Annotated in this window: 22 protein-coding genes; 10 read left to right on the forward strand and 12 right to left on the reverse strand. The window is 61.3% G+C overall.

Features of this window, described 5'->3' with window-relative positions:
• Position 1: 1 nt before the first annotated feature.
• Both ilvA and ompA read left to right on the forward strand, forming a co-directional pair.
• The gene (gene ilvA, locus ACB040_RS08260; protein ID WP_368158776.1) at positions 2 to 1,522 is read left to right on the forward strand and encodes a threonine ammonia-lyase, biosynthetic; all 1,521 of its coding nucleotides are present in this window, start codon (positions 2 to 4) and stop codon (positions 1,520 to 1,522) included.
• Between the two features lie 301 nt (positions 1,523 to 1,823).
• A complete protein-coding gene (gene ompA, locus ACB040_RS08265; RefSeq protein ID WP_371154321.1) occupies positions 1,824 to 2,918 on the forward strand; it encodes a porin OmpA in 1,095 nt (364 codons plus the stop codon).
• Between the two features lie 79 nt (positions 2,919 to 2,997).
• Here the strand turns inward: ompA and ACB040_RS08270 are convergent, their stop codons facing one another.
• The 7 genes from ACB040_RS08270 to ACB040_RS08300 form a co-directional block, all read right to left on the reverse strand.
• The gene (locus ACB040_RS08270; RefSeq protein ID WP_371154324.1) at positions 2,998 to 4,107 is read right to left on the reverse strand and encodes a YeeE/YedE thiosulfate transporter family protein; all 1,110 of its coding nucleotides are present in this window, start codon (positions 4,105 to 4,107) and stop codon (positions 2,998 to 3,000) included.
• Between the two features lie 123 nt (positions 4,108 to 4,230).
• Positions 4,231 to 5,253 (reverse strand): methyl-accepting chemotaxis protein, encoded by a 1,023-nt coding sequence (locus tag ACB040_RS08275; RefSeq protein ID WP_371154417.1) that lies wholly within the window; start codon positions 5,251 to 5,253, stop codon positions 4,231 to 4,233.
• Positions 5,144 to 5,845, reverse strand: a complete 702-nt coding sequence (locus ACB040_RS08280; RefSeq protein ID WP_371154326.1) for a hypothetical protein — start codon at positions 5,843 to 5,845, stop codon at positions 5,144 to 5,146. Before ACB040_RS08280 ends, ACB040_RS08275 begins: the two co-directional genes overlap by 110 nt.
• 180 nt (positions 5,846 to 6,025) lie before the next feature.
• Positions 6,026 to 6,922, reverse strand: coding sequence for an EamA family transporter RarD (gene rarD, locus ACB040_RS08285; RefSeq protein ID WP_101530335.1), 897 nt, complete (start codon positions 6,920 to 6,922; stop codon positions 6,026 to 6,028).
• Positions 6,923 to 7,047: 125 nt separating this feature from the next.
• Positions 7,048 to 7,218, reverse strand: coding sequence for a hypothetical protein (locus tag ACB040_RS08290; RefSeq protein WP_005341999.1), 171 nt, complete (start codon positions 7,216 to 7,218; stop codon positions 7,048 to 7,050).
• Between the two features lie 126 nt (positions 7,219 to 7,344).
• Positions 7,345 to 8,841, reverse strand: coding sequence for an aldehyde dehydrogenase (locus ACB040_RS08295; protein WP_158113499.1), 1,497 nt, complete (start codon positions 8,839 to 8,841; stop codon positions 7,345 to 7,347).
• Positions 8,842 to 8,965: 124 nt separating this feature from the next.
• Positions 8,966 to 9,508: a cupin domain-containing protein gene (locus tag ACB040_RS08300; protein ID WP_005339643.1), complete on the reverse strand. Its 543-nt coding sequence runs from the start codon at positions 9,506 to 9,508 to the stop codon at positions 8,966 to 8,968.
• 186 nt (positions 9,509 to 9,694) lie between these two features.
• On the opposite strand from ACB040_RS08300, the gene ACB040_RS08305 reads away from it, so the two are divergent.
• The 6 genes from ACB040_RS08305 to ACB040_RS08330 all read left to right on the forward strand — a co-directional run bounded on the left by ACB040_RS08305 (position 9,695) and on the right by ACB040_RS08330 (position 16,315).
• A complete protein-coding gene (locus ACB040_RS08305) occupies positions 9,695 to 11,026 on the forward strand; it encodes an aspartate aminotransferase family protein (RefSeq protein ID WP_371154329.1) in 1,332 nt (443 codons plus the stop codon).
• 81 nt (positions 11,027 to 11,107) lie between these two features.
• Positions 11,108 to 12,604, forward strand: coding sequence for a CoA-acylating methylmalonate-semialdehyde dehydrogenase (locus tag ACB040_RS08310; protein ID WP_149153804.1), 1,497 nt, complete (start codon positions 11,108 to 11,110; stop codon positions 12,602 to 12,604).
• Positions 12,605 to 12,687: 83 nt separating this feature from the next.
• On the forward strand, positions 12,688 to 13,416 hold the full coding sequence (locus ACB040_RS08315) for a glutamine amidotransferase (RefSeq protein ID WP_069527013.1): 729 nt from the start codon (positions 12,688 to 12,690) through the stop codon (positions 13,414 to 13,416).
• A gap of 183 nt (positions 13,417 to 13,599) precedes the next feature.
• Complete coding sequence (locus ACB040_RS08320) at positions 13,600 to 14,571, forward strand: LysR substrate-binding domain-containing protein (protein WP_005339651.1); 972 nt, start codon at positions 13,600 to 13,602, stop codon at positions 14,569 to 14,571.
• A gap of 106 nt (positions 14,572 to 14,677) precedes the next feature.
• The gene (locus tag ACB040_RS08325) at positions 14,678 to 15,517 is read left to right on the forward strand and encodes a PfkB family carbohydrate kinase (protein ID WP_338772999.1); all 840 of its coding nucleotides are present in this window, start codon (positions 14,678 to 14,680) and stop codon (positions 15,515 to 15,517) included.
• Between the two features lie 345 nt (positions 15,518 to 15,862).
• A complete protein-coding gene (locus ACB040_RS08330) occupies positions 15,863 to 16,315 on the forward strand; it encodes an Rrf2 family transcriptional regulator (RefSeq protein WP_139494406.1) in 453 nt (150 codons plus the stop codon).
• 71 nt (positions 16,316 to 16,386) lie between these two features.
• Here the strand turns inward: ACB040_RS08330 and ACB040_RS08335 are convergent, their stop codons facing one another.
• Entirely contained in the window at positions 16,387 to 16,908 is a 522-nt protein-coding gene (locus tag ACB040_RS08335) for a ferredoxin-type protein NapF (protein WP_005339657.1), read from the reverse strand.
• 140 nt (positions 16,909 to 17,048) lie between these two features.
• Between ACB040_RS08335 and ACB040_RS08340 the strand changes: the two genes are divergently transcribed.
• Positions 17,049 to 17,264, forward strand: coding sequence for a hypothetical protein (locus ACB040_RS08340; RefSeq protein ID WP_075116079.1), 216 nt, complete (start codon positions 17,049 to 17,051; stop codon positions 17,262 to 17,264).
• Complete coding sequence (rmuC, locus tag ACB040_RS08345; RefSeq protein WP_335874988.1) at positions 17,261 to 18,601, forward strand: DNA recombination protein RmuC; 1,341 nt, start codon at positions 17,261 to 17,263, stop codon at positions 18,599 to 18,601. The genes ACB040_RS08340 and rmuC overlap by 4 nt, the downstream gene beginning before the upstream one ends.
• Before the next feature lie 150 nt (positions 18,602 to 18,751).
• Here rmuC and add read toward each other — a convergent pair whose 3' ends face one another.
• The 4 genes from add to ACB040_RS08365 form a co-directional block, all read right to left on the reverse strand.
• Positions 18,752 to 19,753 carry an adenosine deaminase gene (gene add / locus ACB040_RS08350; RefSeq protein WP_338772992.1) on the reverse strand — a complete coding sequence of 334 codons (1,002 nt, stop codon included), beginning with the start codon at positions 19,751 to 19,753 and terminating at the stop codon, positions 18,752 to 18,754.
• 141 nt (positions 19,754 to 19,894) lie between these two features.
• The gene (gene glnG / locus ACB040_RS08355) at positions 19,895 to 21,313 is read right to left on the reverse strand and encodes a nitrogen regulation protein NR(I) (RefSeq protein WP_371154335.1); all 1,419 of its coding nucleotides are present in this window, start codon (positions 21,311 to 21,313) and stop codon (positions 19,895 to 19,897) included.
• A 9-nt stretch (positions 21,314 to 21,322) separates the two neighbouring features.
• Complete coding sequence (glnL, locus tag ACB040_RS08360; RefSeq protein WP_227095644.1) at positions 21,323 to 22,378, reverse strand: nitrogen regulation protein NR(II); 1,056 nt, start codon at positions 22,376 to 22,378, stop codon at positions 21,323 to 21,325.
• Between the two features lie 86 nt (positions 22,379 to 22,464).
• Entirely contained in the window at positions 22,465 to 23,043 is a 579-nt protein-coding gene (locus ACB040_RS08365) for a DUF4124 domain-containing protein (protein ID WP_005339670.1), read from the reverse strand.
• Between the last annotated feature and the right edge of the window lie 54 nt (positions 23,044 to 23,097).

The raw sequence follows: 23,097 nt of genomic DNA on the forward strand, positions 1-23,097 counted from the left end.
CATGGTCTCTGCGGCGGATTATCTACGCAAGGTGTTGCTCTCCCCCGTCTATGAGGCGGCGCGGGTGACCCCTTTGCAAACCCTGAAGAAACTCTCCGAGCGGCTCGGCAATCATGTCAGCCTGAAGCGGGAGGATCTGCAACCGGTCCACTCCTTCAAGCTGCGCGGCGCCTACCACAAGATCGCCACTCTGACCGAGGAGCAGAAGGCGCGCGGCGTTATCGCCGCCTCCGCCGGCAACCACGCCCAGGGGGTCGCCCTGTCGGCCGCCAAGCTTGGCATCAAGGCGATCATCGTGATGCCCAAGACCACGCCGGACATCAAGATCGATGCGGTGCGCCGTCAGGGCGGTAACGTCATGCTGTTTGGCAACAGCTTCGACGAGGCCTATGCCGAGAGCCGCCGCCTCGCCGAGCTGGAGGGTTACACCCTGATCCCGCCGTTTGACGACGTCGAGGTGATCGCCGGGCAGGGCACCATCGGCAAGGAGCTGCTGGATCAGGACATTCACCTCACCCATGTCTTCGTGCCGGTGGGCGGCGGCGGTCTGGCCGCAGGGGTGGCGGTCTATATCAAACAACTGCTGCCTGATGTGAAGGTGATCGGGGTGGAGGCTGAAGGGTCTGCCTGCCTCAAGGCGGCCATGGCAGCTGGCGAGCCGGTCAATCTGGAGCGGGTTTCGCTGTTTGCTGACGGGGTGGCGGTCAAGCGCATCGGCGAAGAGACCTTCCGCCTCTGCAATCAGTATCTGGACGAGGTGGTGACCGTCTCCAACGACCAGATCTGCGCCGCGCTGAAAGATATCTTCGATGACTGCCGCGCCATTGCCGAGCCGTCGGGCGCCCTGTCGTTGGCGGGCCTCAAGGCCTACAGCGAGCGGGAGCAGGTGAAAGGGGGGCGGATGGCGGCTATTTTGTCCGGCGCCAACGTCAACTTCCACAGCCTGCGCTACGTGTCGGAGCGCTGCGAGATCGGCGAGAAGCGCGAGGGCATGCTGGCGGTGACCATTCCCGAGCGCAAGGGGGCCTTCCTCGACTTCTGCCGTCAGCTCGGGCCCCGCATGGTGACCGAGTTCAACTATCGCTATGCGGACGCGGAGCAAGCGTCGCTGTTCGTCTCGGTGCGCCTCACCGGCGGTGATGAAGAGCTGGGCCAGATCATCGATCAGCTCGGCGGCAACGGCTATCCGGTGGTCAACATGACCGAGAGCGAGCTGGCCAAGAATCATGTGCGCTATATGATTGGCGGCCGCCCGGCCCGGCCCCTTGGTGAACGTCTCTACAGCTTCAAGTTTCCGGAGCAGCCGGGTGCCCTGATGCGCTTCCTCGAGACCTTGGGCTGTCGCTGGAACATCAGCCTGTTCCATTACCGCAACCACGGTGCCGACTACGGCCGGGTGCTCTGCGCCTTCGAGCTGCCGGACGAGGACGTGGCCGCCTTCCACGACTACCTGCGCGAGATTGGCTACGGCTGGAAAGAGGTGAGCGACGACCCCGCCTACCGGCTGTTCCTGGCCAGTTGAGCAAGGGGGCTGCAACAACTCGTCGGGAGGGAGGCGTTATGCCTCCCTTTTCTATTGCTGCGTGTGGATAGGTCCACTCCGTACGACGCAACGTCATGGTTTAACTGGCAAAACAGTGTGAATAGGTACACAGGTGATCTTTACGCCGGATATTGCTGGCAAGCTCACACTCCTGATGGCTTGGTCATTTGAGGCTGCGTTCGGATGGGATACCCTGAATAGCGGAGAGGCCGCCTGACGGCTTCACACAGGGAAAGTGCGCACTCAGGCGCCCATAACGACTTATTGCAGAGGCGAAAATATGAATAAATCCATGCTTGCCGTATTGGTCAGTGGTTTGCTGGCGGCCGGAGCCGTGCAGGCCGCCGCTCAGGACAATACCTGGTATGTCGGTGGCAAGGCCGGTTGGTCCAATTACTATGGCGTTGACCACAACCAGTATGTCGAGACAAATGCCCAATCTTTGGGCAATACCAGCGAGAACACGGATGATCTGGGACTGGGCCTGTTCGCCGGTTACCAGCTCAACACCAATCTGGGCTTCGAGCTGGGTTATGACTGGCTAGGTAAATATGAGAGCAAGGCGGGGACTGGTAGCGATACCCTCAATACCGAAGCCAAAGGCCAGATGATTCAGGCCACCATGAAGATCAGCTTCCCGGCAACGAATGTGCTCGATCTTTATGGCCGACTGGGCGGTGCTTATGCCTGGACGGATAGCGAGATCAGCTTCGCCAATGTCAGCGAGACTGGCAAGAAGCATGGCGCCGCATTTGTTGGTGCGCTGGGTGCCGAATACGCCATCGATCGTGACTGGGCCGCCCGTCTGGAGTACCAGTACACCACGCCGCTGGGAGATGCGTCTCTCGATCGCTCCGGTATCGAGATGGATAACGGCCTGATTTCGTTCGGGATGCTCTATCGCTTCGGTCAGCAAGGTGGCGAGGTCGCTGCACCGGCGCCCGCTCCGGCAGCCGAACCGGCACCTGTAGCCGTGGTTGAGCCCAAAACCTTCAGTCTAAGTTCCGATGTGCTGTTCGAGTTCAACAAAGCGACCCTGAAACTGTCTGCCAATCAGGCGCTCGATGCCCTGTTCAGCCAGATTGTGGCGGCCAATCCGAAAGATGGTGTCGCAACTGTCATCGGTTATACCGACCGCATCGGCTCCGACAACTACAACCTGGCCCTCTCCGAGAAGCGGGCCCAGAGTGTGGCCAGCTATCTGGTATCCAAAGGCTTGTATGCCGACAAGGTACGGGTCGAGGGGCGTGGCAAGGCCAATCCGGTCACTGGCAACAGCTGTGCCAGCCGCTCCAAGCAGGAGCTGATCGCCTGTCTGGCACCGGATCGCCGGGTGGAAATCCATCTGGAAGGGGTCTCCCAGCCTGTCCAATAAGCAGAGCGACGGGAGCAATAAATGTAAAAACGGGAGGCTTGGCCTCCCGTTTCTTATGGGGTGTTTACGATGTCGTGCCTCAGAGCCCGAACAGCGGGCGCAGGCGAATGCCGATGAGGCTGCCCGCCAGGGCCATCAGCATCCAGACCCAGCCGTGCAGGCTGCCAGAGGCGGTGCCGTCGAAGAAGCCGCCGAGGTTGCAGGCGGCGTACATGGCTCCCATCCCCATCAACAGGCCGCCGATGATGGAGGCCAGACTGTTGCCGGTCCGCATCGGGGCGAAGGTGCCGCCACCGCTCAAACAGCGCGCCAGCATGGCCCCCAGAATACCGAGCCAGAACATGCCGACCATGGGGTTGATAAAGAGCGGCTGGGCCAGTTTCGGGTTCCCCTCGAACAGGCCAAACAGGGAGGCACCGCGCAGCGCCATGTCATAGACGGCGCCGGTGATGGTCCAGGCCGAGCCGTGCAGAGCGACCACGGACGAGTTGAGCAGGGCGATGATGATGCCGCCGGTCAGCACGGTGAAGCGGCCATCGCGCCAGAACAGGTTGCCGCCGCTGAAGAGGGGCTTGAGCTCGCCGGTGCGCTTGAGTTCGCTGTTGCGAAACAGCAGGAACAGCGCGGCGACCAGCGCCAGATTGAGCAGCATGCCGCTCCAGATATTGCCGGTCAGATCCCGGGCCAATACCACATGGCTGGAGAAGGTAGCCTCCAGTTCGGGGCGGAACTGGTTGCTGATGAGGGTGCCGATGCCGTAGCAGATCAGCACCAGCCAGAAGCGGGGTTGTCCCTCGCCGCAGCAGTAAAGAGTGCCGGTGGCGCAGACGCCTGCCAGCTGCATGCCGATGCCGAACAGGAAGGCACCGACGATGAAGGGAATGCCGATAGCCATCACGTTACCCACCATGGCATCGCCAAACAGGGCGTGGCTAAAGGAGAAGAAGGTGGTGAACAGCAGAATTTCGATGGCGATGGTGAGCAGGTGAACCCGCACGTAGTAGCTGTTGCGTTTGGTCAGCATTTCGCGCCAACCGAATACAATGCCGAAGCGACTGAAGGAGAGGGTGAAGCCGAAGCCGAATCCGATCAGGGCCATAAGAGCCCATTTCATACCAAAGGTGTTGCCAAGCCAGAGTAACGCTCCCCCCGCGATTACCACGATGGGGAGCGACCATTTTCGAGTCATGTCAGTTGATCCTTGCAGTTGGTTTTCAGAGGGGCGGATCCTATTCCCTCATGGAGTCTAATGCTACCCATTTAACCTGTGCAGAGAACAAAGGGGAGCGCTGACTCCCGTCAGCGCCGGGGATCAATGGCGGGTGGTGTCGAGATGGAAGTGGTGAGTCTGCCTGGTCAGGATGCGGGCGTGCTGGGCGACCATGGTCGCCTCTTCGGCGGCCTGACTGGCGCTCTGGTTGGCCTCGGCCGCCAACCGCGACATCTCCCCGACCTGATGGTGGATCCCCTGCACCAGCCGGGTCTCATCGCTCATCAACTGATCGACCTGAGCGATGCGCTGATTGATCTCCTCGCAGCTCTGCGCGATCCGGGCGACGCTCTGGCGCGCTGTCATCGTGTGAGTGACCGCCTGTTCGACCCGGGCCAGCTCGGTATCCATCTCGCTGGCGGCGCGCAGGCTGACATCCTGGATCTTGCCGATGATGGTGTTGATCTCGGTGGTGGCGCTGCCGGTGCGGGTCGCCAGCGAGCGCACTTCATCGGCTACCACGGCAAAACCGCGCCCTTGTTCACCTGCCCGCGCCGCTTCAATGGCGGCGTTCAGCGCCAGCAAATTGGTCTGCTCCGCAATATCGTGAATGGCGCCTGCCAGCCCGGCAATCTGCTGCGAGAGGCCAGCCAGATCCGAAATGGTCTGGGAGACCTGCTTCACTCCCGTGACTTGTTCCCCGATCACCTGTTCCACAGTGTGGATGGCGATCGTCGCCTCTTGTGCCCGCTCTGCTGACTGCAGGGTTTGCTCCCCTACCTGATGCAGCTGGTTACCCGCCTGTTCAATGGAGTGGGTGAGCTGTTCGATGGCCTGTTCGATATGGTGGGCCGCCCCGACCTGTGCCTGACTGTCATCGGTGTGCCGTTGTGCCATGGCGGTCAGGCTGGTGGCGCGATCATCCAGCGTACTGGCGCTGCGCTGCAGGGACTCCACCAAGGTTGCCAGCTGGTCACGCATGGCCCCGATCTGGCGGATCAACTCGCCGATGGCATCAAGCCCCGGCTCCGGCATGGGGCGGTTCAACTCCCCTTCGGCGATGGCGGCGGTGGCCTTGCCAGCGGCCAGCAGTCGCTGTTGGGTGGGGCGTCCCAGCCAGAAGATAAGCCCTGCCCCCAGCAGCGCACAACAGCAGTCCATAGCAGAGTCGGGTTGTGTTGGCGAGATGGGCCATCTGCTCGGCGGCATACTCGTTGCCGTGGATGACGGTGGCGTCCACCCCTAGCCGGTGGGCGTTATAGAGGGTGTGCAGGCGTGCTGCAAGCGCGCCCGCCTGCGCCAGATCCCCCACCTTGATGGCGGGGACAAACTTGTCGTTGAGCAACTGCCAGAACAGCTCTCCCTGTACTTTTTGCTCCCCCAGCAGCAGCTCCCTGAGGGGCTCGTTCAGGTTGCTCTCTTGCCAGAAGCGGTTACGGCTCTCGAACTCTTGCTGCAGTCGAGTGAGGGTTTGCAGCAGGGCCTCCCGCTCCTCCGGTTTGGCATGGAGCAGGGTGTAGACCTGCAACTGGGATTCGATGAGGTAGAGAGGCGGCGGCAGAATATCGGCTACCACATCCTTCCCCTGTCCCATCTGATCGGCTGCGCTCCGGACCGAATAAAGCCCGAAAAAGCTGATGGAGATCAGCGTGATAATGACCATGATCCCCAGAACCTGACCAAAAAGCAGGGATCTGTCGTGAATGTGCTTGAGCATGTTGCCTCCATTCGGCTCCGTTCATGGATAGCATAGCTCTCTGGCGGGATAGTGAGACTCGGGTGTGGTCTGTTGATGGCGAGTCGGCTCTGGAGAAGGGGAGGTCGCAGTCAGAAGGCCGCTGGTGGCACGAAAAAGAACCCCGGCCTATGAGCCGGGGTCGCTGGTGGTGAGGCGGTGTCAGGCCCGGCTTGGCGCGGCTTTGCCGCTGCGCAGCCCATCCAGACTGAACAGCACCAGCGCGCTCCAGATGCAGGCAAAGGTGAGCAGTTTGTCCATCGCCAGCGCTTCCCCATAGAGGGTGACTGCGAGGATAAACATCAGGCTGGGGCCTATGTACTGGAAGAAGCCCAGGGTGGAGAGCTTGAGCCGAGTCGCGGCGGCGGTGAAGCAGAGCAGGGGGGCCGTGGTGACGGCGCCTGCGGCGATCAGCAGCAGGTTGAGGTGCCAGTCGTTCTGGGTGAGATGGCTGGTGGGGCTGTCGGCAAAGCCCCACAGATAGATGGCTGCTGGCGGCAGCATGATCATGGTTTCGATCAGCAGACCGGTGAGAGCATCGAGGGCCAGTTTTTTGCGCACCAGTCCATAGATGGCGAAACTCGACGCCAGCACCAGCGCAATCCAGGGCAAGGAGCCAAAGGCGATAAGCTGGATGGCCACGCCGGCAAAGGCCAGCGCCACCGCCCACCACTGCAGGCGGCGCAGCTTCTCGCTCAGAAACACCATTCCCAACAGTACGTTGAACAGCGGGTTGATGTAGTAGCCGAGGCTGGCATCTAGCATGTGACCGTTGTTGATGGCCCAGATAAACAGCAGCCAGTTGCCGCCGACTGTGACCGAGGTAAACGCCAGGGTGAGCAACACTTTTGGCTGGCGCAGCACCGCCTGCACCTTGTGCCACTGGCGCCCTGCCAGGGTGAGTACCATCAGCAGCACGCAGGACCAGATCATCCGGTGGGTCAGGATTTCGGCGGCCGGAACGGCAGAGATGGTCTTGAAATAGATGGGGGCTATGCCCCAAAGGGTATAGGCGCACAGGGCGTAGATGACGCCCTGACGCTGGATCTGTTGCGGCATGCGGATGACCTTTACTGAAGCGTTGGATGCGGGAAAACATCGCAAAAAATCAGTGTAGCGATCCTTTTGCGGGGAAAGAAGCGAATAAACAAAGTTTGAGGGATAGGAGGAGGGTGGCTGGCCGGTCAGCCTTTACCGCGGCGGATCTTGTCGACGTCCATCAACAGCCACAACATCAGGGCGATGGCGGAGATCCAGGGGCCCCAGGTCACGTAGGCCTCGCCGTGCCCCAGCACGAAGAACAGCAGGGGCAAACCGATCACCAGAAAAAGTACGCTTCCCAGAAAAAATAGCATTTTTGTCTTTATATTTAACATGTTGGCTTTTTTATCATTATAAGGATTGAGCCCGGTGATGGAAGGCCAAAAATGCAAAAGGGGGATTTCTCCCCCTTTTTGATCCGATACTGCTGCTTTGTCGTGTTATTCCAGCTGAATCCAGGTGCTTTTCAGCTCGGTGTACTTCTCCAGCGCATGAAGTGACTTGTCGCGACCGTTACCGGACTGTTTGAAGCCGCCAAACGGCATGGTCATGTCACCACCGTCCCAGTTGTTGACGAACACGGTGCCAGCGCGCAGGGCGCGGGAGCCTTTCACCGCCTTGTTGAGATCCGCCGTCCAGATCGCCGCCGCCAGGCCGTAGTCGGTATCGTTGCCGAGCGCGATAGCCTCTTCCAGCGTATCGAAACCGGTCACCGCCAGCACTGGGCCGAAGATTTCCTCGCGGAAGATGCGCATCTGCGGAGTCACGTCGTCAAAGATGGTGGGTTCGATATAGAAGCCGCCACTCTCCATATTGGTGCGGTTGCCGCCCAGCAGCAGCTTGGCCCCCTCCTGCTTGCCAATCTCGATATAGCGCAGCACCTGCTCCATCTGGATGTGATCCACCATGGCGCCGATACGGGTCGCAGGGTCGAGCGGGTTGCTCGAGATCCACTCGCGGGCATGGGCCAGCAGTCGCTCCATAAATTGCGGCTTGATGCTGTTTTGCACCAGCAGCCGAGAGGCGGCGGTGCACACCTCGCCCTGGTTGTAGAAGATGGCGCCAGCGGCGCTCTTGGCCGCAGCGTCCAGATCCGGTGCGTCGGCCAGTATTATGTTGGGGCTCTTGCCGCCGCACTCCATAAAGGCGCGCTTGAGGTTGGACTTGCCGGAGCACTGCACCAGATGTTTGCCGATCTTGGTGGAGCCAGTGAAGGTGATGCAATCCACATCCATATGCATGGCCAGCGCCTCACCCACGGTATGGCCAAAGCCCGGCAGCACATTGAACACGCCGTCCGGAATACCCGCCTCCTTGGCCAGACCGGCGATACGCAGGGCGGTCAGGGGGGATTTCTCGGAAGGCTTGAGAATGACCGAGTTGCCGGTAGCGAGCGCCGGGCCCAGCTTCCAGCAGGCCATCACCAGCGGGAAGTTCCAGGGCACTATGGCGGCGACCACCCCGAGCGCTTCGCGGGTCACCAGCGCCAGGGCGGACTCCTCCACCGGGGCGACCTGATCGTAGATCTTGTCGATCGCTTCGGCGTTCCAGGCGATACAGTTGGCGGCGGCGGGGGCGTCATAGCCCATGGCATCGCCGATGGGTTTGCCCATATCCAGCGACTCCAGCAGCGCCAGCTCCACCTTGTTGAGACGCATCAGTTCGGCGAAGCGCTGCATGATCTGCTTGCGCTGTTTCGGTGGCAGGCCGCTCCAACGCTTGTCGTTGAAGGCGTCACGCGCAGCCTGTACCGCCAGTTCGGCATCGGCGCCATCGCAGGCTGCTACCTTGGTCAGCAGCTTGCCGTTGGCCGGGTTGATGCAATCGAAGGTGGCGCCATTGACGGCATCCCGATAGCTGCCGTTGATAAAGGCTTGCGAGGGCAGGGTCAGATGGGCGGCCTTGTGTTGCCACTGGGCCAGGGTCAGGTCACTCATGTTCACTCCTTGAACCGGCAAAAGTCAGTTTCCGCGTATCAATATGCTAAACATCCTGCCGCTTGTAAATCCACCTTGTAACAATTCATTAAACATTGCCCCCCTGCCGATGCACCTCTGAATGTCAGAAACTGGCGGGAGTGTTGGCCGAGATCAGCACGCACTCCTGCTCGCCACTATTGCGAAAACGGTGGGGGGTGCGGCTGTCGAAGTAGTAGCCATCCCCGGCGCCCAGCAGGTAGATCTGCTCGCCCACGGTCACTTCAACTTCGCCCTTGATGACGATGCCGCACTCTTCACCTTCGTGGCTCAGCATGTCGTCACCGGTGTCGGCGCCCGGTGGCAGCACCTCCTGCAACATGCCGATGGCGCGGTTGGCGCGGCTGTGCCCGACCAGCCGGTAGCTGATGGGATGCGTGCCGAGATCTGGCATATCGGCGGCGCGGAAGATCACTTCGGTGCCCATTTCGGTCTCTTCGGTGAAGAAGCTGGCCAGCGACATGGGGATGCCTTCCAGCACCTTGCGCAGGGAGGCGACAGAGGGGCTCACCTGATTTTTCTCGATCTGGGAGATAAATCCGTTGGTCACACCGGAGCGCTTGGCCAGCTCGCGCTGGGAGAGGGCTGCCTTGGTGCGAACCGCCTTGAGGCGGTGACCGATATCCATCTATAGACACTCCTTGACTGTTTACTATTATTAAAATTGTGTTAAATATCTTATACCACCCTGCTGATGCGTCTAGCTAGGGGTGGCACCAGACAGGGCGATAACGGGCCCTTTTTTATGGATTTAGGTGTTTAATTTAATAGGCATTGGCCGACAGTTGCTAAACACCTTAAGGATGAGGTGACCATGAAACCGATCAGCGACATCAATACGCCCTCCGACATGTCCGCGTTCTGGATGCCGTTCACCGCCAACCAGCAGTTCAAGGCGGCGCCGCGCATCCTGAAGTCGGCAGAGGGGATGTATTATCACTCAGAGGATGGCCGCAAGATACTGGATGGCACAGCCGGACTCTGGTGTTGCAACGCGGGCCATGGTCGGCACGAGATTGCCGAGGCGGTCTCCCAGCAGATTTCCCATCTCGATTTTGCCCCCACTTTCCAGATGGGCCACCCCCTGCCGTTTGAGCTGGCCAACCGGCTGGTGGAGATCGCTCCCAAGGGCTTTGGCCATGTCTTCTACACCAACTCCGGATCAGAGTCGGTCGATACCGCGCTCAAAATCGCGCTGGCCTGGCAGCGGGCTCGCGGTCAGGGCACCCGCACCCGGCTGATTGGCCGCGAGCGTGGCTATCACGGGGTCGGCTTTGGCGGCATCTCGGTGGGGGGCATTCCCGGTAACCGCAAGTGGTTCGGCTCCCTGCTGACCGGGGTGGATCATCTGCCCCATACCCTCAATATCGCCAAGAATGCCTTCACCCAAGGGCTGCCCGAGGAGGATGTGGCGCTGGCCGACGAGCTGGAGAAGATCGTCTTTCTGCACGATGCCAGCAATATCGCAGCGGTGATCGTCGAGCCCATCGCCGGCAGTACCGGCGTGCTGATGCCGCCCAAAGGCTACCTCAAGCGGCTGCGGGAGATCTGCACCAAGCACGGCATCCTGCTGATTTTTGACGAGGTGATCACCGGTTTCGGTCGCCTTGGCTCTCCCTTTGCGGCACAGGAGTTCGATGTCATCCCCGACATGATCACCTGCGCCAAGGGGCTCACCAACGGCGCCATCCCCATGGGGGCGGTGCTGGTGCAGAAGCACATTTATGACGACATGATGGCGGCAGGCAAGGGGGCCATCGAGCTGTTCCACGGCTACACCTACTCCGGCCATCCGGTGGCTGCTGCTGCGGGTCTGGCGACCCTCGAGATCTATCGCAACGAGAACCTGCTCAGCCGCGCCGCCGATCTGGCTGGCTACTGGGAGGAGGCGGCCCATTCGCTGAAGGGCTGCAAGCATGTGAAGGATGTGCGCAACTACGGGCTGGTGGCGGGTATCGAGCTGGAATCCATGCCGGATGCACCGGGCAAGCGCGCCTATGAGGTATTTGTCCGCTGTTTCGAGAAGGGGGCATTGATCCGGGTGACCGGCGACATCATCGCCCTGTCGCCGCCCCTCATCATCGAGCGCAGCCAGATCGACGATCTCTTCACCCTGCTGCAGGATGCCCTGCAGGCACAACCTTAACCCATTTGATGGCCCCGCACTGGCGGGGCCTTGCGTTGATTTGCTCAGCGCATTTACTGCATCAGTTATCACGGAGGATACATGACATACAGGGTCAGCAACTTCATCAACGGCCAGCCGCAGGAGAGTCGCAGCGAGCGCCAGGGGGCCATCTTCAATCCCGCCTGCGGCAAGCAGCAGGGGAGTGTCGGGCTTTCCAGCGCCGCCGAGTGTCAGGAGGCGATCGCCATCGCCGAACGCGCCTTTGCCGACTGGTCGCAAACCCCGCCGCTGGTGCGGGCCCGGGTCTTTTTCCGCTTCAAGGAGTTGATGGAGCAGCACAGGGACGAGCTTGCCCAGCTCATCAGTCGCGAACACGGCAAGGTCTTCTCCGATGCGCAGGGTGAGTTGACCCGCGGGCTGGAGGTGGTGGAGTTTGCCTGCGGCATTCCCCATCTGCTCAAGGGGGAGCACTCCCTCAACGTCGGTCGCGGGGTAGACAGCTACTCCATGATGCAGCCGGTGGGGGTTTGCGCCGGTATCACCCCGTTCAACTTCCCGGCCATGGTGCCGCTCTGGATGTTCCCGGTCGCCATCGCCTGCGGCAATACCTTTATTCTCAAACCCTCCGAGAAGGATCCCTCTCTCTCGCTGCGGATGGCCGAGCTGCTCAAGGAGGCCGGTCTGCCTGACGGCGTGCTCAACGTGGTGAACGGTGACAAGGAGGTGGTGGATGTGCTGCTGACCGACCCGCGGGTCGGAGCCGTGTCGTTTGTCGGTTCCACCCCAATCGCCCAGTACATCTATGCCACCGCCTCGGCCCACGGCAAGCGAGTGCAGGCGCTGGGCGGTGCCAAGAACCACATGGTGGTGATGCCGGATGCGGACCTCGATCAGGCTGTCTCTGCCCTGATGGGGGCTGCTTATGGGGCAGCGGGCGAGCGCTGCATGGCCATTTCGGTGGCCGTGGTGGTGGGGGACGAGACCGCCGATGCGCTGGTAGCCAAACTGACGCCGCTGGTGGAACAGCTGCGGGTGGGCCCCGGTCTGGGCCAGAGCCCGGAGAACGAAATGGGGCCGCTCATCAGCAAGGAGCATCTGGCCAAGGTGCGCGGCTACGTGGATCAGGGGGTGACCGAGGGGGCTGTGCTACGGGTCGATGGTCGCACGCTGAGCCACGATGAGGGTTACTTTATCGGAGGCTGCCTGTTTGACGAGGTGACGCCGGAGATGCGCATCTACCGCGAGGAGATCTTCGGCCCTGTGCTTTCCATCGTGCGGGTGCCGGATTACGAGACGGCGCTGCGCCTCATCAACGAGCACGAGTACGGCAACGGCACCGCCATCTTTACCTGCGACGGCGACACCGCGCGGGACTTCACGGCGCGGGTGCAGGTCGGTATGGTAGGGGTGAACGTTCCCATTCCGGTGCCGATGGCGTTTCACAGCTTTGGCGGCTGGAAGCGCTCTATTTTCGGGCCGCTCAACATGCACGGGCCGGACGGGGTTCGCTTCTATACCCGGATGAAGACGGTGACGGCGCGCTGGCCCCAGAGCCTGCGCAGTGGTGCCGAGTTCTCCATGCCGACCATGAAGTGACGTGCTGGCACGTGCTCATGGCCTAACCTCTTGCCCCCGCCGGTCGTTGATTGGCGGGGGCGAACTCTGTAAAGGAACAACAGATGCGATTGGGAATTCTCGATTGTGACCGGCTCGATCCCGATCTGGCGGATCGTTTTGGCCCCGTTTACTCCGAGATGTTTATCAGGGGCTTTGCGGCCCTGGCCCCCGAACTGGAATTTCGGGTCTGGTCGGCTCTCGATGGGGAGCTGCCGGAGGATCTGCATGAGTGCGATGCCTGGCTCATCACCGGCTCGCGCCACGATGCTTACAGCGATATCCCCTGGATTCAGGCACTGCGGGCGTGGATCCGTCAGGCGCACGATGCCGACGTCAAGCTGGCCGGTGTCTGCTTCGGTCATCAGGTGATCGCCCAAGCGCTCGGTGGCGAGGTGGTGAAGTCCACCAAGGGATGGGGGCTGGGAGTGTCGGTGCATCCCATGCTGGCAGATGAGCCCTGGATGGCGCCAGCGCGGGATCAGATCCGCATTCTGGCCAGTCATCAGGATCAGGTGGCGCTGCTGCCCCCCGGAGCAACCCGGCTGGCGGGCAACGATTTTTGTCCCAACTTCATGTTCCTGCAGGGGAACAACATAGTGGCCATTCAGGGACATCCGGAGTTCTCGGTGGAGTATAACCGGGCGCTGATCGAGCGACGCCGCGGCCTGCTACCCGATGAGCGTTATCAGAGCAGCCTCTCCTCGCTGGAGGGGGAGGTGGATTCGGCGACCATGATGCAGTGGCTGTTGCAGTTTCTGGGGATCCTGCCGCTGCGGGCTGGCGCGGCCTGAACCCGGTTTGTCAGCCACCCCTTCGGATGCTAGATTTTGTAGCAAAATGAAGGATCAAGCGCTGAGATGTCGGGATCGGATGGTACACTGGCCGCCCATGTGGCGGCCTGTTTGTCTGGCTTGATTGCCGTCCCGGCCTGAGCCAAAGCTGTCTGAGCCAAACCAGTGTGAGAGTGTGACGCCTTGAAACTACAGCAATTGAAGTATTTGATCGCGATCCGGGACCACAACCTCAATGTGTCCGTGGCTTCCGATGCGCTCTTCACCAGTCAGCCGGGGGTCAGCAAACAGATTGGCCTGCTGGAGAGCGAGCTGGGGGTGCGGATCTTCGAGCGCCGTGGCAAGCATTTGCACCGCATTACGCCGGTGGGGGAGGAGATCATCAAGTGTGCCGAGGCGATGCTCAATATCGAGAGCAAGATTAAGGCGATCTCCCGCGAGTATCTGGATCCGACCGTGGGCACCCTCAATATTCACACCACCCACACCATCGCCCGCTATCTGCTGCCCAAGTCGGTCACCTACTTCACCAAGAAGTATCCCAAGATCTCGTTCCACCTCCATCCGGTGATGTCGGCGAGTAAGGAGCAGATCAGCAAGGGTTACTCCGATTTCTCCATCGTTGCCCACGAGATTGGCTTCGACAAGGAGCTGATCGCGCTGCCCGCCTACCTCTGGACCCTCTCGCTGGTGGTGCCGCAGGATCACCCGCTGGCCAAGGTGAAGAAGCCGACCCTGGAGCAGCTCTGCCACTACCCGATCCTAAGTTACGAGAGCGGCGCCACCGGTCGTCAGGTGCAGGACGAGGTGTTTCAGGCGGCGGGGCTGACCCCGAGTTACTACATGACGGTAATGGATGCTGGAGTGATCAAGCGTTACGTGGAGCTGGGTTTTGGCATCGGCATCATCTCCTCGCTGGTAGCCAACGACACCGACAGCCCCGGGCTGGTCTCCATCAATCTGGAGCATCTGTTCAAGCCCTGCCCGGCGCAGATCTGCTTCAGCAAGAGTATTCTGCTGCAAAACTATATGTATGACTTCATCAGCTCCTTCTCGCCCCACCTCACCAAGGAGGTGATCCAGAGTGTGATGCAGCAGCCGAGTCAGGCGCGCATCGACGAGCTGCTGGCCGGGGTGGAGCTGCCCATCTATTGATCCCGATCGGGTTCCCGATCGCTGCCAGTTGTCTCTTCTGTCAGGCTGGGCTCTACTCGGGGTTCAGCCTGTCTCTTTTGGGCTATATCCATCGTCCGAGGTCTCTATGTCCCGCATTCTGCTGCTTGCCAATCTCAACTGTGATCATGTGCTCTCCCTCTCCGAACCGCTGGTGGCGGGGGCCCGGCTGCAATATGTGGATCAGGGGCGCAGGCTCGGCGGTGGCGCCGCCAATACCGGCATAGGGCTGGTATGGGCAGGTCACGAGGTGACCATTGCCTCCCGCATCGGGCTGGACGAGACCGGCGACTGGCTGCTGGAGCAGGCGGCCGGTTACGGGCTGGATTGCAGCCATGTGGAGCGCTTTGGCGGCGAGACCGGCGAGTTGCTGATCCTGGTGGACTCCACCGGCGAGCGCACCATACTGCGCCGCCCGCGGCGTCCCGACCTGCCCGGCGATCTGCCGCTGGAGGGGATCGACTGCCTCTATGTGAACTATCCCGGCACCGCCATCATCAGCTACATGCGCCAGATGCTCGGCAAGAGCTTCGTGGTGGCCCAGTATCCCAAGGGCGGCCAAGCGCGCCGCCCCTGTCATGTGCTGGTGGCCTCCAGCTCCGATCTCGGCGAGGTGAGCGACCCCTGGCAACATGCCCGCCAGCTGGCGGGGGATCAGCTCGAATGGTTAGTGTTGACCGAAGGCAAGGCGGGCGCAGTGGCCATCCATGGCGAGGAGCAGATCAGGGTCGCCGCCCGGCCGGTTTCAGTGGTTGATACCACGGGGGCAGGGGATGCTTTCGCTGGCGGATTGATCCACGGGCTGGCGCGGGGCATGGCGATCAAGGATGCCTTGCAGTGTGCGGTGGACTGGGGGGCGTTTGCCGTCGCATCCGAGAGTTCCATCCCCTCGGTCGCGCTGAAAAACTGGTTGAAACAACCCCACTGAACCACCTCTTTGACGGTCGATTGAGGGGCGGTTTGCGGGCCATATGGCTGCTGGTCGAAGGGGCTTGGTGAAGGGGACTATTCGGGAGATTTACCCGCCATAAAGCGGGTAAACGCCGAGCTAACCCGGCAAGTTTGCGATCAATCAAAGAAAGTGTCGATTTATGTGCATCTTCATCGACACCCGGTTGTGCTGCTCTTAACCTGTCACTCCGCAACTCAGATTAAGAGACAGGCCCCCCTCTGGCGAACCAATGGGTAAACAGAGGCAAACCGGTTGTCTCCTGCCTCTTAGCTCAATGTTGTCGTCCTGATTCCTGGCTTGTAGTAAGAGGCAAGTGCGACCATGCAACTGACACGATTTACCGACTACGCCCTGCGTACCCTGACCTTCCTGGCGGTTCAGCCGGGGGATCGTCTGTCGACCATTACCGAAGTGGCCGATACCTTCGGCATCTCTCGCAACCACGTGGTCAAAATTGTGCACCAGCTTGGCATCAAGGGGTACATCGAGACGGTACGCGGCAAGCACGGTGGCATCCGCCTCGGTCGCTCTGCAGTCTCTATCAACCTGCGGGATGTGGTGATGGACATGGAGCATGTGCTCTGTCCGGTCGACTGCAAGCGCGAGAACTGCCGTCTCTCCGGTGGTTGCCGCATTCAGGGCATTCTGCGCCGCGCCATGAACGCCTTCCTCGAAGTGCTGGGTGAGTTCACTCTGGCCGATGCGGTGCGCGATCCCAACCGTCTCTGCCACCTGCTGGGTATCGAGCAAGAGACTATTGTGACCATGGCCTGACGGGACGCGGATATCGAACAAGATGTGAAAGGGGCCTGATGGCCCCTTTTGCTTTTGTACGCGGGTGGTTTTTAGCGACTGCCTGGCTGGCGGATCAGGGTGATGGCGCCGTGCAGGCAGGCGAGGCCACAGGCACCGCAGCCATTGCAGGCATCCATATTGACGTTGATGCCGTCGGCTGTGGCCTTGATCGCTTGTTGTGGGCAGGCATCTTCACAGAGCAGGCAGTAGAAGCCCTGCCGAGCCTGACAGCTCTCTTCAATCTGCACCCGGGTCTGCACCTGACGGCCCAGTTGCAGGTCGAGGGCGCCGGTGGGACAGGCTCTGGCGCAGCTGCCACAGTAGCTGCACTGGCCGCAGGCGAGATCGAGTACCGGGGTACCGGCGATGGGACTCCCCTCGTACTCCTCCTGGGTGGCCGGTTTGAGCAGACCACGCGGGCAGGCCTTGAAACACTCGCCACAGCGGGTGCAGAGGGAGAGGTACTGGGACTCCTCGATGGCCCATGGCGGGCGCGCTTCATGGCAAACCACGGCGGGCTTGCGGGAAGCTTGCCAACCTTGTGTCAGCCAACGGAGGAAATAGTGAGTCATGCTCGCCCCTGATACCTATTAGGGGTTAATTTTATCGAAGTTTCGGGAAGCAGGCCAGAGAATAGCGGCCGTCAGGATCGCAAGCGCAGTTGCCCTTGTGTAAGCTAGGCGGGTCTTTTTACGTGGTTGAATGAAAACATATGTGGCTATTTCTCTGGCGTGCGTCCCTGCTCTATGTCTTTCCCCTGCTGATGTGGGCCTACTGCCGCATCAAGGGTATCGAGTTCGCCGAGCTCGATACCGGCGTCAACACCCACAAGTGGGTGGTGCTGGCCGCCTACCTCATCTACGTGGTGCTCTGGATCCTGGTTAACCGCTATCTCGAACTCTTCCTGCGTCAGCGGAGCCGCAAATGATTGACCCCGGACTCTGGGGGATTTTGCTGCCCGCCGCCGCACTGGCTCTCGGGCTTGGCTGGCTGATCGGGCGGCGGGCTGCCACGGCGCAAGCTCAGGAGCTGCTGCTGGCGCAGGAGCGTTATCAGGCGCTGCAGGATCGCTTCGACGAGTTGCAGGATGAGCGGATGCAGGGGCAGCAGAAGCTGGATCAGCAGCAGACCCTGCTTATCAAGCTCACCGCCCGCCTCAAGGATGCGGAAGCGACCCTGCGCAGTGAACGGCTGGCCGCCGCCGAGAAGCTGCAACTGCAACAGGAGGCGGAGCAGCGCCTCAGCCAGCAGTTCGAGAATCTCGCCAACCGGATCTTCGAGCAAAACTCCGGCAACTTCCGCGAATTGAACCAGAATAGCCTCGATCTGCTGCTCACCCCGCTCAAAGAGCAGCTCGAGGGCTTTCGTCGTCAGGTGGGGGAGACCCACGCCCAAGAGACGGCTCAGCGCCACAGCCTCAAGTTCGAGCTGGAGCGCCTTGCCGAGCTCAATGCCCGCATGACCGAAGAGGCGGCGGCGCTGACTCGCGCCCTCAAGGGCGACAGCAAGCAGCAGGGCAACTGGGGGGAAGTGGTGCTGGCACGGATCCTCAGCGAATGCGGCTTGCGCGAGGGTCACGAGTACCACACCCAGGTCAATATCGAAGTGGAGAAGGGCAAGCGCTACCAGCCCGATGTCATCGTCCACCTGCCGCAAGAGAAAGACATCATCATCGACGCCAAGGTGTCGCTGACCGCCTACGAGCGCTGGTACAACGCCGATGACGAGCTGGAGAAGGCGGTGGCGCTGAAAGAGCACGTCGCCTCGGTGCGCAACCATATCCGCGAGCTGGGCCGCAAGGATTACCAGCAGCTGCCCGGAGTGCGCACCCTCGACTATGTGCTGATGTTCGTGGCGGTGGAGCCCGCCTTCCTCACCGCGATGGAGGCCGATCCCTCGCTGGTGCGTTACGGTCTCGACAACAATATCCTGTTGGTGAGCCCCACCAACCTGATGGTGGCGCTGCGCACCATCGAGAACCTGTGGCGTTACGAGCGGCAGAACCAGAATGCCCGCCAGATTGCCGAGCGGGCCGGTCGTCTCTACGAAAAGCTGCGGCTGTTTGTCGAGGAGATGCAGCAGATGGGCGGCAGCCTGCACAAGGCGCAGGAGAGCTACGACAAGGCAATGGGACGGCTGGTCAACGGCCGTGGCAACCTGATTGCCCAGGTCGAGCGTTTCCGCGAGCTGGGGGTGGAGGTGACCAAGAGCCTGCCAGAGCCGCTGGTGGAGCGGGCGCTGGAGCGTGACAAGGAGCAGGAGTAGTTTTTACCTGCACCGTCATCAGCCAAGGCCCAAACCCGGTTTGGGCCTTTTGCTATCTGCCTGCTTGCCCAGTGCTTACCCATCATCTGAAATCAGCAAAGCAAACGGCCCACCGAAGTGGGCCGTTTTTATTTGTAGTGCCGGTGTGGATCAGCGGCTGGCTGCGCGGGCGCTCAGTTCGGCTTTCTCGCTATCGCTCAGGAAGGCCAGGGTCAGGCCGTTCTGCTGGGCGCTGCGGATTTCGCTCGCGGTCATGCCAGCGGCCGGAGCGGCCACCTCATATTCGTGGGGCAGGTCGATGCCCTCTACTGCCGGGTCGTCGGTGTTGAGGCAGGCCAGTACACCGGCAGCCAGGAACTGGCGGATCGGGTGTTCGGTCAGGCTTGCCACCGTGGTGGTCTGGACGTTGGAGGTGAGGCAGGATTCGATGCCAATGCGGTGCTCGGCTAGATAGGCCATCAGGGCCGGATCCTGAATCGCTTTGACGCCGTGACCGATACGCTCGGCACCCAGCTCGCGAATGGCCTGCCACATGCTCTCGGGACCAGCCGCCTCACCGGCGTGTACGGTGACGCGCATGCCTGCATCGCGCACCTTGCGGAAGTGGTCGACAAAGAGTTCCCCCGGGAAGCCCAGCTCGTCACCGGCCAGATCGATGGCGACCAGCTTGTCGCGGTGGGCCAGACAGGCGGCCAGCTCCTGATTGCACTGCTCGGTGCCGAAGGTGCGGCTCATGATGCCGATCAGGTTGGTCTTGATGCCGAAGTCACGGCTGCCCGCGGCCACGCCGTCGATAATGGCTTCCACCACGCCCTGCGGGTGCAGCTTGTGGGCCATGGCCATATAGGCCGGGCTGAAGCGCAGCTCGGCATAGTCGATACCTGCGCGCAGCAGATCTTCCACGTTCTCGTAGGCGACCCGGCGGCAGGCGTCGTAGTCGGCCAGCACGGCCACTCCCCAATCCAGCTTTTTCAGGAAAGCAACCAGACTTGGCTCGTTTTCGACGATCTGTACGTGGGGGCGCAGCGCTTCCAGTTCGAAGGCGGGCAGCTGGATATTGTGTTGGCGACCCAGCTCGAGGATGGTTTGCGGGCGGATGTTGCCGTCCAGATGGCGGTGCAGGTCGGTCAGGGGGAGAGATCTGTCAATCATGGGGGCGCCCTCGTCGAGTCAGGTTTGAAAGCCTGCCATTCTAGGCGGGGCTTTCAAAAAAGATACCCCGTTTATGGTTAAACGGGGTTCTGGCAGGCGGTGATTTGTCAGGGCGTGATGGGAATCGTTTTTCCCCGGGACTCAGGAGAGATCGAGTTCCTTCAGCTTGCGGGTCAGGGTGTTGCGGCCCCAACCGAGCAGGCGCGCCGCCTCCTGCTTGTGGCCGTGGGTGTGTTCCAGCGCCGTCTCCAGCATGATCCGTTCGAACTGGGGCATGGCATCGGCCAGGATGTCTGTCTCTCCCAGCGCCAACTTGCTGGCCACCCACTCTTGCAACTGTTGCTGCCAGCAACCGGGCAACGCCGGTTGGCCCGGTTCGGCGTTGTGGGTGATGGGGGTGAGCAGCTCGGCAGGCAGGTCGCCGACCAGCACTTCTTGCCCCGAGGCCATCACGGTGAGCCAGCGGCAGACGTTCTCCAGCTGGCGCACGTTGCCCGGCCAGGGCAGGCGGCTGATATAGGTCTGGGTGTCAGGGTGCAGGCTCTTGGCCTCGACGTTCAGCTCCTTGGCGGCGCGCAGCAGGAAGTGGCGGGCCAGTTGGGGGATGTCCTCACGGCGCTCCTTGAGGGCGGGGATGTGGATGCGAATGACGTTGAGGCGGTGGAACAGGTCTTCCCGAAACTCGCCATCGGCGACCCGCTTCTCCAGATTTTGGTGGGTGGCGGCGATGATCCGTACATCCACCTGCACCGGCTGGTGGCCGCCTACCCGGTAGAACTGGCCATCGGCCAATACCCGCAGCAGCCGGGTCTGCACATCCAGCGGCATGTCGCCGATCTCGTCGAGAAACAGGGTGCCGCCGTCGGCCTGTTCGAAGCGGCCATGGCGGATGTTGTTGGCGCCGGTGAAAGCCCCCTTCTCGTGACCGAACAGCTCGGATTCGATGAGATCTTTGGGGATGGCTGCCATGTTGAGGGCGATGAAGTTCTTGTGGGCGCGCGGGCTGTGCTTGTGCAGCGCATGGGCGACCAGCTCCTTGCCGGTACCGCTCTGACCGTTGATCAGCACCGAGATGCTGGAGCGTGACAGGCGACCGATGGCGCGGAACACCTCCTGCATCGCCGGTGCTTCACCGATGATCTCGGGAGTGGCGGTGGTCTCTTGCTGACGAGACTTGCGCTTGGTGCGCTGCTCCTTGAGGTAATTCTCGGCGCGGCGCACCAGGGTAACCGCTTCGTCGATGTCGAACGGTTTGGGCAGGTACTCGAAGGCGCCGCGCTGGTAGGCGTTGACCGCGCTGTCGAGATCCGAGTGGGCGGTCATGATGATGATGGGCAGATCGGCCTGACGGCGATGGATCTGCTCCAGCAGGCTCAGGCCGTCGATGCCGGGCATCCGGATATCGGAGAGGATGACATCGGGCGAGCGCAGCTCAAGGGCGTGCAGCAGGGCTTCGCCATCGGCAAAGCTCTCGCAGTTGAAGCCTTCGCTGCCGAGAGTGCGCTCCAGCACCCAGCGGATAGAACTGTCGTCATCGACGATCCACACTTTGGCGGTCATGGGGTTCCCTTACTTGCGAAGCGGTAGAAAAATGGTGAATTCGGTGTGACCCGGCCAGCTGATGCAGTCAATTCGCCCCTTGTGCTGGTCGATCAGGTTCTGGGCGATGGAGAGGCCGAGCCCGGTTCCCCCCTCCTTGCCGGTGATCATCGGGTAGAACAGGGTGTCGCGAATGGCGTCCGGAATACCGGGGCCGTTGTCGATGATCTTGATCTCCGCCGCCAGCCGGTAACGCTGGCCGTGGATGGTGATCTGGAACGCGGTGCGGGTCTTGATACGGATAAGCCCGGTCTGCTCCCCCAGTGCTTCGGCGGCGTTGCGCACTATGTTGAGAAACGCCTGCTGCAGCTGATCCGGCTCCATCTCGAATTCGGGGATGCTGGGATCGTAATCCCGTTCGATGCGAACAGAGGGAGGGAGTTCGAGCTCCACCAGTCGGCGTACCTGCTCCAGCACCGAATGGACATTGTGCATCTGGTGACGGCCGGGGCGCTGGGGGCCGAGCAGCCGATCGACCAGTACCCGCAGCCGATCGGCCTGTTCGATGATGATGCCGGTATATTCGCGCAGCGCCGGATCCGGCAGCTCTTTTTGCAGCAGCTGGGCTGCGCCGCGCAGGCCGCCGAGGGGATTCTTGATTTCGTGGGCCAGCCCGCGCACCAGCTCCTTGGCCGCCAGCTGCTGGGCATGTTGCTGCTGCTCCTGGCTGATCTTCTTCTGCTGGTCGATCTTGCGCAGCTCCACCACCAGCAGACGCTGTTCGTGGTCGGCCATCGGGGTGGCGCTCAGCTCCACCAGTCGCGGTTCTCCCTCTACCACCAGAGTCACTTCGCTATCGGTAAAGCCTTGCCCTGACGCGAGGCACTGCTTGAGCCGCTGCAAATCGAGGGAGATATGTTCCAGCAGATGGGGCAGTTCGATGCCGATCAGCCTGCGTTCACTGAGGGAGAGCAGCTGTTCAGCCGCCGGGTTGACGAACTGGATGCAGAGCCGCTCATCCATCAGGATCACGGCGGTCAGCAAATTATCCAAGAGTGTTTTGGCGTTGTCCGAGCGGGTTGGCACAGGTTTCTCCCTAAAACGGTGCTACACACCTGTTATGCACCGATATGGTGCATAGAGTTTACCCGCATCGGTGCGCTATATCACCCCTAGTCGGCTTTGGGGGTGGGTTTGGGAGCCGGCGTCACGCTCGCTCTATGCAGGTAAAAGGTGACTGCACTGGATTTAGCAAGGATCGTACCGTCTTTAGCGAGCAGCTCGAGCTGAGCCTCGTGGGCGCCGCGATCGACGTTTTCGACGCGGACAGAGAGGCTGTTGCTGACGATGGGGGCGGCTTTGCCATCCAGGGTCAGGCGCACATCATACTGGGTCGGAGGTTTGGGGCTGATGGTGCCCTGAAAGACGATGTTGCCTGTGTTGTCGCGCAGGGTGCTGCCCTGTTCCGGGGAGAGCAGTTCGATGGTCAGCTTGGCCGCCTCTTTCTCTTTCTTGGCATCGGCGCCGGTCAGGCTGTTGAAGTTATCCACCTGCACCGATCTGGGCGCGCTGCTGCCCAGCAGCGGGGCGACCCGCAGATCGACCTCTTTGGCGTTTTTGCCGGGTGGTGGCGCATCCGAGTAGTGGGTGATGCCATTGCCATCGACCCAGGAGTAGACCTTGGCCGCATCCGTACCGAACGAGGTCAGCAACAGGAGGCTGAGCACCCCTATGCCATGCTTGTTGTTCATCCATCTCTCCTTGACGGTATTTTGCTTAATCCTATCAGAGAAAAAACCCGCCAG

This window comes from Aeromonas sp. S11(2024) (assembly GCF_041402345.1).
In the GTDB taxonomy this organism is placed as follows: domain Bacteria; phylum Pseudomonadota; class Gammaproteobacteria; order Enterobacterales; family Aeromonadaceae; genus Aeromonas; species Aeromonas veronii.